This window comes from Micromonospora sp. NPDC007271, from assembly GCF_040634005.1.
Taxonomy (GTDB): Bacteria; Actinomycetota; Actinomycetes; order Mycobacteriales; family Micromonosporaceae; genus Micromonospora.
Window position 1 is genome coordinate 1 of sequence record NZ_JBEYER010000156.1, and the last position, 10,846, is coordinate 10,846.

At 68.5% G+C, this 10,846-nt stretch carries 10 protein-coding genes and 3 pseudogenes; 6 read left to right on the top strand and 7 right to left on the bottom strand.

Annotation, left to right across the window (positions count from 1 at the left end):
• From ABZ570_RS32265 to ABZ570_RS32275, 3 genes and pseudogenes are all read right to left on the bottom strand, one after another.
• Nucleotides 1-829, bottom strand: an 829-nt coding sequence (locus ABZ570_RS32265) for a S8 family serine peptidase (RefSeq protein WP_358071694.1), incomplete at its 3' end; no start/stop codon positions are given.
• A 36-nt stretch (nt 830-865) separates the two neighbouring features.
• Nucleotides 866-1,129 (bottom strand): annotated as a pseudogene (locus tag ABZ570_RS32270) (transposase); the annotation flags it as partial.
• 213 nt (nt 1,130-1,342) lie between these two features.
• The gene (locus ABZ570_RS32275; RefSeq protein WP_358071696.1) at nt 1,343-1,690 is read right to left on the bottom strand and encodes a hypothetical protein; all 348 of its coding nucleotides are present in this window, start codon (nt 1,688-1,690) and stop codon (nt 1,343-1,345) included.
• A gap of 947 nt (nt 1,691-2,637) precedes the next feature.
• Between ABZ570_RS32275 and ABZ570_RS32280 the strand changes: the two genes are divergently transcribed.
• The 4 genes and pseudogenes from ABZ570_RS32280 to ABZ570_RS32295 form a co-directional block, all read left to right on the top strand.
• Nucleotides 2,638-2,940 carry a MerR family transcriptional regulator gene (locus ABZ570_RS32280; RefSeq protein WP_089007704.1) on the top strand — a complete coding sequence of 101 codons (303 nt, stop codon included), beginning with the start codon at nt 2,638-2,640 and terminating at the stop codon, nt 2,938-2,940.
• Nucleotides 2,941-4,337: 1,397 nt separating this feature from the next.
• Nucleotides 4,338-4,541 (top strand): cold-shock protein, encoded by a 204-nt coding sequence (locus ABZ570_RS32285; protein ID WP_358071698.1) that lies wholly within the window; start codon nt 4,338-4,340, stop codon nt 4,539-4,541.
• A gap of 284 nt (nt 4,542-4,825) precedes the next feature.
• Nucleotides 4,826-4,912, top strand: a pseudogene (locus ABZ570_RS32290) (IS5/IS1182 family transposase); the annotation flags it as partial.
• 254 nt (nt 4,913-5,166) lie between these two features.
• A pseudogene (locus ABZ570_RS32295) lies at nt 5,167-5,552 on the top strand (transposase); the annotation flags it as partial.
• Between the two features lie 350 nt (nt 5,553-5,902).
• On the opposite strand, the gene ABZ570_RS32300 reads toward ABZ570_RS32295, so the two are convergent.
• From ABZ570_RS32300 to ABZ570_RS32310, 3 genes are all read right to left on the bottom strand, one after another.
• A complete protein-coding gene (locus tag ABZ570_RS32300; RefSeq protein ID WP_358071710.1) occupies nt 5,903-6,748 on the bottom strand; it encodes an ATP-dependent DNA ligase in 846 nt (281 codons plus the stop codon).
• Between the two features lie 151 nt (nt 6,749-6,899).
• Nucleotides 6,900-7,055, bottom strand: a complete 156-nt coding sequence (locus ABZ570_RS32305; protein ID WP_358071700.1) for a hypothetical protein — start codon at nt 7,053-7,055, stop codon at nt 6,900-6,902.
• Between the two features lie 207 nt (nt 7,056-7,262).
• On the bottom strand, nt 7,263-8,156 hold the full coding sequence (locus ABZ570_RS32310; RefSeq protein WP_358071702.1) for an MFS transporter: 894 nt from the start codon (nt 8,154-8,156) through the stop codon (nt 7,263-7,265).
• A gap of 134 nt (nt 8,157-8,290) precedes the next feature.
• Between ABZ570_RS32310 and ABZ570_RS32315 the strand changes: the two genes are divergently transcribed.
• On the top strand, nt 8,291-8,542 hold the full coding sequence (locus tag ABZ570_RS32315) for a hypothetical protein (protein WP_358071704.1): 252 nt from the start codon (nt 8,291-8,293) through the stop codon (nt 8,540-8,542).
• Nucleotides 8,543-9,204: 662 nt separating this feature from the next.
• Complete coding sequence (locus ABZ570_RS32320) at nt 9,205-9,654, top strand: hypothetical protein (RefSeq protein ID WP_358071706.1); 450 nt, start codon at nt 9,205-9,207, stop codon at nt 9,652-9,654.
• Between the two features lie 35 nt (nt 9,655-9,689).
• Here ABZ570_RS32320 and ABZ570_RS32325 read toward each other — a convergent pair.
• Nucleotides 9,690-10,846: transposase (locus ABZ570_RS32325; protein ID WP_358071708.1), on the bottom strand; the 1,157-nt coding region annotated here is incomplete at its 5' end.

Here is a 10,846-nt window from a genome sequence, read left to right on the forward strand (position 1 = left end):
TCACCTTGATCGGCGGGCAGCCCGCGCACGGGTTCAGGTGATGCTCAAGCACCCAGTTCAGCGCGCTGTCCGCACCGAAGATACTCAGTCCCGCCCCGACCGACAGGCTGATCAGCGTGGCATCAGGGGCAGCGCCGTGCATCCGCGTGCCGTCGGTGAGCGTCGTGTCCCGCCCGGCGACGATCCCCGCGACGTGCGTGCCGTGCCCGCCGGCCGACAGCGTGTCGGTGTCGTTGGCCGCGGTCAGGTCGAGGAAGCACGAGTCGTTGGGGAGCGGGAGCGGCAGACCCAGATCGGTGAGCGGGCCGCAGATGTTCTTCAGATTGAGCTTCACTGCGCTGGTACCGTCCGCGTTGCGGAAGAACGGGTGCGTGCCGTCCACGCCGGTGTCGATGATCGCGGCCGACACGCCACGGCCGTTGACCGGCCGTCCCTGTCCGTCACGCAGATCGGCGCGCGCCTGCTCGCCTCGGGTCGCGACGTTCGAGGTTGACAGGTACAGCCGCAGCGGCTGGTCGCCCTCGACGTAGGTGACACCGGCATGACCGCGAACGGCCGCGATCTGCCCGGTGGTGCCGCGCGCAACCGCGACGCCGATCTTGTTCCAGGTGGTGACGAGCGTGAGGCCGGTGTCGGCGACCGCCTGCCGGGCCGCGCCGATGCTCGTACCGTGCACGAACACCGGGATCGTGCTGGAGGCTGTCTCCAGCGTCCGCGCCAGGGAACTGGATATCGGGGCGAGCGGGTTGCTTGCCTGCGCCGGCGCGACCGGCGCGACGAGCGCGGCGGCAAGTAGGCCGGCGATCAGGGGAGGGGTAGTTCGAGGCATGTGTGGGCCTCCTCTGGGAGGGTGTGTGACGCCTATCTATGGTTGATATCGGCGATCACCAAACCTTCGCAACAGGAGTGCGGCCAGCCGGGCACCGAGCCGGCTGTGGGTGTGGTCGGTGGCCCAGGCCGCCCTCGACCGGGATGGTGCACGGGTGGCGTTGCTGTGGCGGGTCTTGCCGCTGCGGCTCTTGCCGGCGGATTCGTGGTTGCCGGCACACAGCCTGGCCCAGGAGGCCAGGTGCGCTGGGATCAGGAACCGGGACAGGTCCGTACCGATCTCACCGATGAGCATCCCCGGCGCCGTGCTCCCCGACGCCGGAGATGCTCACCAACCGTTGGCAGGCGTCAGCGAAGGGGTGCATGGCTTCCAAAGCGATCCGAAATAGTTAGCACCGCCACCCGAACTCGCCGGCGGCTGGTCAGGAGCGGTGTTCGCCGACCGCGTCAACGCAGCGACCGCGACCGGTGCCGCGGCGCGGCGTCGGCACCGGCCCTTCGGGTCGACCGCCGGTCACTCTCCCATGAGGCGTTCGGTGGCATACTCACGAAGGCTGGCGCGGCCCAGAAGGCAGCCGCTGAACGTGGTGAAGGCGCCCTCGTCGGCTTGCAGTTTCGTCCACGCCGCGCGCCCCGCCGCCGCGTCGGCCCTGTCCAGCAGTGTGGCCGCATACGCTTTCCCGGCCGGCGAACCGTGGTTGAGCAGCCAGTCGACCTTTTTCCGGGCCTCCTCGGGCTGCTCATCCGACGCCCGGTCGACCCACCGGTACGCCTTCGTCTCCGGCAGCAGCGTCCCCGCAATCCCGACCTTGCCGAACGCGAGGGTGTCCGCCCGGGCCAGTTCCTCGATGGCCGCGTCCAACCCGTGGTCCCTACTCTTCCCGAACCCCATGCTCTCCACCCTTAGCCCTCCCTCCACTAGATGATCGTGAAGTCGATGCTGGTCGTAACAAGCGGCGGGGCCGGGACCGCAGACCGGCCCTGGGAGGGAGACGCAGGAGACGGCGCAGATACCGCTTCGGCTTCCGCGCCTGCGTCAGATGTTCGCCGCACCGGTCTCGGGCGGTCGTAGAGCGTCTCGTCGGCGGTCGGCTGCCGGCCTTCCGTGATCGGTCAACCGAGCGGGGAGGTGGATTGTCAACACGCCAGCGAGTACGTCGAGCGCGACACCTGATCGCCCTGACAGGAAAGACACTGCGTGTCCGAACCCAGAAAATCTATGTGGCAATCGCTAGACATGCTCGCCGTTGCTGGCTAGTCTTTCTACCGTTGAGTGCGAGGGTGCAACAAAGACGCTGACGAAAACCGCCCACGACGGGCGATGGAGCAGGGCCCAGCTTCAGGCGGCTCCCGCTCGGCACGACCAGTAAAAAGTGGAAGTTGAAGCAGTACGGCAGTACCCCGGGCGTGAGGCTTGCGCTCGGGCGCGACGACGCGGTGGGGCCAGCGTTAGGTTTCAGGGCTCCGCCGCAGGCAGTATCGGTCCGCCGGCGCCGCAGCCAGGAGATCGTGGGCCGGGCGCCGGCGGACAGCACGCACAGTTGAGCTAGAGGAAGACAGAGGAAAGGGAGGGCCGTACACCGTTGGATCGCCCGCCGCCGGCCGCATGTGACGGGCCGGGCGCGGACACCGCAGTTTCCATCGAACGAGAGGTGGTTCTCCGGTCACGCTTATGCGATCCCCGCACCCGAGGCCGTCTGGCCCCGTGCGGACATGACAAACCGACAGTCTTGTCGGTGATGGTGTTTCTGACCCGTTAACCCTGGGCCCCGGCGCTTTCCGCGCCGGGGCCCTCGATGTGGAGGTGGCATGGGCCAACCCGATGACATGCTGGACGACGAGAACTACCCCGCCTACACGATGGGCCGCGCCGCGGAAATCGTCGGTTGCTCGCAGGACTTCCTGCGCCGGCTCGGCGAGGCGAAACTGATCGACCCGCACCGCTCCGCCGGCGGCCACCGCCGCTACTCCCGCTACCAGCTACGCCTGGCCGCCCGCGCCCATCGGATGTGCGAGCAGGGCACCGACATGGCCGCCGCCTGCCGCATCATCATCCTCGAAGACCAACTCGAAGAAGCCCTCCGACACAACCAATCCGACCCGACCCACTGACCACTCCGCACCGGTGGTAACCCCCGAGGCGACGCGAACCGTCACACGGTCCCGGCCTTGTCAAGGCAGGGACCGTCTGTCGTTTCCGACGTGGTCCCCGAGCCGATACCGCCACACCGGGGCGCGGCCCGCCATACTTCTCCAGCGCTCACCTGCTCTCCGGTAACGCACACACCCGACCCCACGCCCACGGGCAATCAACCAGCCGGCCACGAATCCACGATTGATGACAACCATCGCGCGATGATCCCGCCCGGCAGCGGTACGTGGAGGCGATGACCTCAGAGACGAGGAAAACAGCCAACAGCGCACTGCCTCGCCGATGCACAACACTGGCTGATCAACTAGACGAGGTAGAGGCGATCCCGCACCGCAGCGCGGAGGCGTCACCGGCCGCCGCACCGAAAGGTCGGCTACACCACCTCGGTGACCAGGTCACCGAGGTAGCGGGTGACGTCGCCCGGCGCGCCGACCGGGTATCCAGCCAGGGCGACCGATCCGGGCCGTCGCAGCCGGCCGGGCGGCGGCCGCCATCACCGGGGCACGGGCGACAACGCCTCCCACTGACGGGACCCTCACCGGCGGGGGACTCATTGCAACGGCGTCGCTCCCCGCAGCCGGCACGAATGGGACGGCGTGTCGACGCGGCTACATGCCGGTCACCGTGGCCGAGATATCACCTCCATCACGGCCGGGCCCCGGTCACCTGCCCCGGTCAGCGCAGTCGACGGGCCTGCGCGGCGGTCATGTCCACGGCCTGGCCGGCCTTGCGGATCGAGGTGATCGCGTCATCACGAAACCCGGCAGGGTGGAGCTGGCACGGGCGGATAGCAACGGGCGCGGGGCGGCGACGGAGACCAGCGCGGTGCGCAGCACCCCGGTCATCACCGTCCAACTCGTCCAGCAGCGCCTGCACGCCCTGGACAAGCGCCCGCGGCGACCGCGACGACACCTTCGACCAAGGACGTAGCCCGCCGTCGCGTACGCAGAGTAACGACGAAGAGACCGGCCCGTGGACAGGGGCCAGATGAGTGGGCTGGGCGACAGCGACTACCGCTGCGTCAGCTGTTGCCACCGCCCAAAAATGCCGGGACCGGCGACAGGCACCGTCGTACACGACCCTCACGGACACAGCCCGTGCAACGCGCCGTCAGCGCGGCGTGGCAGGCAGGCGAAACCTCCTATCGCCGCACGAGGAGTGGGTGGCGAGCGGCGAATTTTGTGCTACGCTAGCCGTGTTGCAGTTTTGATTTCCTTAGACGTTTTCGGCGCCTGATGGGTATCTGAGCCCATCCAGGCGCTTTCTCGTTTTTCGTGTCGGTTCCGGCGCGGGTGATCAACGCGGCGGCGTGCGAGTCCGCACAGTGCGGTCTCTAACAGCCTGCGAAGGAGCAGACATGGCTACCGGTACCGTGAAGTGGTTCAACGGCGACAAGGGCTTCGGATTCATCAGCCAGGACGGCGGCGGCGCCGACGTTTTCGCCCACTACTCGGCGATTTCGGCGAGCGGCTTCCGCAGCCTTGATGAGAACCAGCGGGTGGAGTTCGACATTACCCAGGGCCCCAAGGGGCCGCAGGCGGCGAGCATCCGCTCACTCTGATCCACGCTTTACCACGGCGGCCCGACTGGTTCAGCGGGCCGCCGTTCGGCATTTCATGCGGGCGCTCGTGGCTCTTCCCACCGTCGATGTCGCCACGGTTCCGCCGTGTCGTCGCTCACGGAATTCCTTGCTTGCAAGTTCTGAACGCTTCATCCGGCGGCGTCCGTCCACGTCCGCGACTCGGACGCCTGTCCGCGCCCAGCGGCCGGGGGTGTCCTCGTCCCCGCCCGTGAGCCGAGTGAAGCACATCGAACCGCAAGCGTCATTATTGATACACATGCCTCGCGGTTGTGCTGGGCACGCAGTCGATCCGGGCGGCGAACCATGTCCCGGCCGCCACGACCGGCAAGGATGCCGCGAAGAAGGTGCCGAGCCTTGGGCTTGGTCGCTTTCTTGTTATCAGCGTATTGCTGAGCCGTGCGGCTGCGCGGGGGTGAGTCGGGCTGACGTCCACGTTTGAGATCGACGCGTGCCTGATCGACTGGCGTTCCACCACGGATATCCGCAGTGACACCTCCGGCCCGGACCCGTCGAACAACCGCCTTTCTCTGGTGGCCCCAGAGCAGGTGACCGGCCCGGCGAGGCGGCCCTACCAGGCAACGGCGACGGGGAGCGCGCGGGGCACGCTGATGCTGTTCGGGCCAAGTTCCAGCGGGTCGTGGCCACCATCGAAGCGAAGTTCCCGGCCGCCGCCGAACACCCGCTGATGCCCGGGACGACCTGCTCGCGTTCACGGCCTTCCCGCGGGAGATCTGGCGCCAGATCTGGTCGAATAACCCGCAGGAGCGGCTGAACAAGGAGATCCGCCGCCGCACCGACGTCGTCGGGATCTTCCCCAACCGGCTGGCGATCATCCGCCTCGTCGGCGCCGTCCTCGCCGAGCAGACCGACGAGTGGACCGAAGGCCGCCGCTACATGGGCCTGGAACTACTCGCCAAAGCCCGCATGGTCACGATCGAGACCAGCCAACACGACACCGACCAGACCGACCCCACCCCGATCGCCGCATAACATCAAACCGGATCCCGCGATGGCCGTCTCCTACACCACCAACGCGGACGTGACCCACCTGACGAGCCTGCCTTATTGGTTCTCCTGCCGACTTGAACCGGGCCACGACGGAGCCTGCGACTGTGAAGCAGCCCGCGAAGCAACGAACACGACGGCGAGTCCAGGGGGCGCATCTGGCTGACCCTGACGGGCTGCACCGCCCCAGTTGATGACCACGATGCCGCCGCTGGCGACGACTCCGCACATCGACAGTTGCGGATGCAAGCAGCTCGGGCGGCTCACGTGACTTTTGAGGCGTGACTGCAGCGGATTCGGAGGTGCCTGCTGTTCATCAGCAGGCCCACGGATGCTCACCCCAGGTCGCCGAAGTAGCCTTCCTCCTCGCCCAGCAGCAGCGGTACGTCATAGACCGACAGGTCCGCCCGGAGGCGCGCGTACCGAACCCGATGGCGCCAGCGTCCGTGTTCGAACGCCACGTCGGCGTTGATCTCCGCCACCACGGTTGGCTCCACCTGCACGTATTGCAGCGGTTCGGGCCGGTCCAGCTGGCCGGACCAGGACGCGGGCAGCGGCTGCGGCCACGGATGCGCCTCGCCGCGGCACGGCATGCGTGGCGGTGACAGCGACTCCGCCAGCTCGCCGGCCTGCGCGGAGGTCAGCGGGTGGGAACGGCCGGTGTACCGCAGCCGTCCCCGCCGGTCGAACCGGCCCAGCAGCACCGACTCCGGACGGCTGAGGTCGCCGGTCACCCCACCGACGATCGCCTCGGTGACGATCCGGGTCCGGAACTTCGACCAGCCCCGCCGGCCCGGCTCGTACCGGCCGCTCAGGCGTTTGCTCACCACGCCCTCGATGCCCGCCGCGGCGGTCCAGTGCAGCAGCCAGTCCGCCACCTGCCGCAGGTCTGTCGTTTGCGGCGTCACGGTCAGCTGCGCCGGCGCGCCGGCGAGCAGCTGTTCCAGCTGGGCCCGACGTTGCGACAACGGCAGATCGAGGATCACCTGCCCGCCGGTGTCCGCGAGGAGGTCGAACAGCACGTAGTGGGCGGGACACTCGCGGGCCAGGCGCAGTAGGTCGCGGCCGGCGGTGACCCGCCGTTGCAGCTGCGCGAAGTTCGTGCGGCCCCGCTCCCAGACGATCAGCTCACCGTCGAGCACCACCCCGGGCGGAACCGCTGCCCGGATCGCGCGGGTGATGTCTGCTGGCGATGTGGGATATCAGAACTGTCCCAATGCTGGCCTCGTGGCACCTGGCAATGCTCGACGAGGAGGTGCGTCGAGGCGGCGTAGTCGTGGAGGTGCCGAGGCTAGGGTCTGTGTCGAAGTCGGTCACAGCCACTCCCGTCGATCAATTGCCGCCTGGTCCACGAAGACGGTCGACCTGGTCGCTTGCCGGCGGCAGCAACGGCTGCAGCACCGCCCACTGCACGTCGGTCAGGTCGAACCGTCTCGTCACCGCTACCGTTTCCGCAAGGTCTCCGGTTTTCAGGTTCTGCTTGAGCACTGAACCATCTTCCGGAGACCTCGCCCGTTTCGATCTTCGGCGTCCGTTGAAACCGTCAGCCCAACTTGGGCCGTCACACCGACTTCGACGTAGGCCTCAGGCCGTCCGATTCTGGCGGCGCAGCAGCTCCCGGTCCGGTGTCTGGCCGCCGCGCTGGGCTCGGTCAACCTCCGGCCGGTTCGGTTCCGGCTGCCGGATCGCTGGACTCTAGACGGCCTTTGCTGGGTCTGGACGTGTTCGCTCGGCCCACCGGACGACTGCCGGGGCGGCCAGCCCGACCGCGACGAAGATGCCGCCCATCAGCAGCCAGCCGGGGGCGCCCCAGGCGATGCAGAGCAGGCCCAGGATGGAAGGGGCGGCGACGTTGGCCAGGCCTGTGCCGAGCCCGGAGAGTCCCGTGTATTGCCCCTGCGCGTGTGGAGGCGCGAGTCGGAACTGCAGCTCAAGTGAGCCCGCCGCGTGCCATAGCTCGCCGACGGTGTGCGCTGCGACTCCCAGCGTCATCACCGTGATGGCGAGCCATCCGGGCATCGTCGACGTGGCGGCGATCAGGGCCATTCCGATCAGGAACGCCATCCCGGAGCGGCGCATGGCTCGACCTGCCGCTGGACTGGTATCAATGCCCCGGCTCGCTCTGACCTGGAGCGCCGCGACGAGGGCGGTGTTGACCAGCACGGCCACCCCGACGAACCAGCGCGGGGCGTGGGTCTGCGAGATGATCCACACCGGCAGTGCGAAGACCAGTACCTGGCCGTGAATTCCCATGATGGCGTCGAGCACGGTGACTGCCACGTAGGGCTTGTCCTTCAGTGCGATCCAGCGCCCGGTCGTGGGGGGCGCTGGGATGGGTGGCAGTGAGGGCAGCCGCGTGATGATGGCGGCGCATGCCACGAAGCTGGTGGCGTTGCCGACGATCAGGGCCAGGTAGGCGGCGCGGGTGTCCAGTTGCACCGCAGCGCCCGCCGCGAGGGCCCCGCAGCATCCGGCGAGGTTGGCAACCGAACGAAGGTAGGCACGGTAGGGTGCCGGGTTTGTGCCGCCGAAGCCGCGCACCAGCGGGCCGCGAGACGCCCCGCCGGCCGATTGAGCGAGCTGGGTCACTGCCCTCGACCACGACCACCTTCCCGATCAACCAGGCCAGCACGAGCCAGTTCCACGACTTTCGGGGCACACAGACGGAATTCCACTTCGACCTGCCAGTACCGCGGGGCGCGTGGCTAACATCCCAGCCGCCCGTGAAGAACTCGGCCGGCCAGGTGGTCCGCATCGAGAGTTACCCCGAATGCTTCCCAGATAGCCAGGGCGAAGCCCCAGACCTGAGCCAGATCGGTGCCTGCCTCGCCAAGGACAACCTCCACCAGACAGTCACCTACCACCCCGCGAGCCACTACTGGCTCCTGCAGTGGATGGAAACCGGGATCTTCCTCGTGCTCGCCGGGGCGCTGGCCGGTACCTGCTTCTGGTGGATCCGGCGCCGACAGAACTAACCGTTCGCCCCCCCGATACTCGAAGACCGCCGCGAGTAGCATCGACCCGCTCAAACCGAACGGCGTGAGCCTCGATTTGGCTACCGGCCAGATCGAGGCCGCCGAACCCCCACACGAGCGTCGTCGAGCCTGCCACCCCACGTGCCGCATGACGACCAAAGCCCGTCGGCCCCCTAACTGACGAAGTCGTTTCGCAAGCCGAACGCCGCCACGGCGTTACGGCGGTGCCTGCGTTGGCGTTGGCCGCAGACCGGAACGCCCCTGGCCGACCGACTTCCGTCCAATTGACGGTCTCTCCCACTGCGGAGACCTACAACAAGGGCCAGCAAACGCTGACACCGACCCAACACCACGTGCACGGTATTCAAGCAGAAGCGGACACTGCACCGGTATCGCAGAGCGGTCGGTAGCAACTCACGGTGGTCCCGATCAAGACACGTGGGTCGGCATGGTCGGGTTGACTGCGCGCGACGACGCCTCGCCCTTGAGACATCTCGAAATCTCTGGAGAACCGTCCGTATCCAGACCGGATTGAGGACCTGGCGGTCATCGACGACGCGGAGATACCCACCCTGCAGCAGAAGGCCACCGTCGACCGCGACGGCGACGGCACTGTCACCCCCGCCGAGCAGACCACATACGCCAACGCCACCTGTACGGGAGTGGCCGACGCCCTATCGGTCAGAACCGCCGACCGGGCCCTCGCCCGGCGGGTCACCGCCAGCACCTTCACCTACCGCCCCGGAGCCGCCAACCTGGCCACCGGCCGCACCGAATGCCACCTCACCGCCAACGTCGATCTCCGTAGGGCCACCACAATCCACATTCAGGACAACTTCCGGCCCGACCGCGTCGGCTGGCACGAGATCACCGCCGCCGGCCACGACATCGGCATCACCAACTCCCCAGTCCAGACCACCAGCATCAGCGATGAGCTACGCAAATATCCCGACAACCTCCTGTCATCTCCGCTCAACCAACGCTCGGTGCGGCTGCAGATCGCCGGCGCAGGCGCCGGAACAAGGGCGGCTAACAAGGTCACCGTCCCTGTCGCCGGACCGGTCGCCCGGTCAATGGGCGCCCTCGGTGACCGGCTCAACGCTCTCACCTGACCGGCTGACCCCGCTAGTGCGGTGTCCACTAACGTTCACCGGGTTTCCGGTGCCCTGTTGTGGATCCTCGCCGTGTTGGCGAGCGACTCCCCACCTTGTGGTGGGGCGGGCCTCCGCGGGCCAACTGATCCTCTCGCCGTCTGTGGTGGGCGGCGGGGATCACGCCGGGACTGGCCGGCACCGGGGAGGTGTCGGCCGGCTCGACGGTGCGTGACCACCTCCGGCAGCACAACTGCTGTGGGGGTGGTGGGTCCGCCGCCCGGGGTGCGGGTGGCGATGATGGCGGCCGCGACCAGGTCGCGGTGCCCGGAGTATCGGCAGTGCGGGCAGGACAGCGTCCGACCGCGGGGTTTCGGCACCCGCCGCCGGCAGGCGGGGCAGGTGGAGGAGGTTCCGCGTTCGTTGACGGGGTCGACGGTGATACCCGCCAGGGTGGCCTTGTCTTGCAGGGCTTGCATCAGGCGGCCGATCTGCCACTGCCGCAGCCGCAGGTTGTGCCGCCGCCCCGCCTCCACATCGAGTACGCCGCGGGGGTCGCCGACCTTGAGCACACCGACCCGCTGCTCCACGGCCCAGGACACCACCATCGCGGCAGCCTCGTGCTGGGCCTGACGGACCCGCCGCTTGTGCCGGCCTTCCACCAGCCGCGCCCGCCGCCGGTACTTACGCCACCGCCGCGACCCCCGCTGGCCAGGTTTCGGGGCGCGGCGGGCGACGGCGCGGCGCCGGTGCTTGGTGTCGGCCAGGTGCATGCGGTGCTCGGCGCGGACCGCCCGCCCCGACACCAACAACCCTTCACCGTCCGGGCCCGCGACGGCGTAGGGGTGGATGATCCCGAGATCCACCCCGGCCACCCGGCCCGGGTCCGGCCCCTCACCCGGTGGATAGGTGGCCACCGGGACTTCCGCGGTGATGTCGAGGAACAGACGGCCACCCTCACACAGCAGCGTGACTGACCGGACATGGCCGGCCGGATAGGGCACCTCCCGCGCCAACCGCACCCACAACGGCCGGGCGCCCTGGGCGGTCGGGATGCGCACCCGGCGTCCGTCCAGGCCGAAGGTGCCGTGATGCCAGCGCACCGGCATCAACGCCCGCCGCCGGCGCGGAAACCGGGCCGAGGTGTCACCGTCCTTGCGGCGTTTCGCCGCCGCGAACCACGCCTCGGAGAACCGCCGCAACACCGACCGGG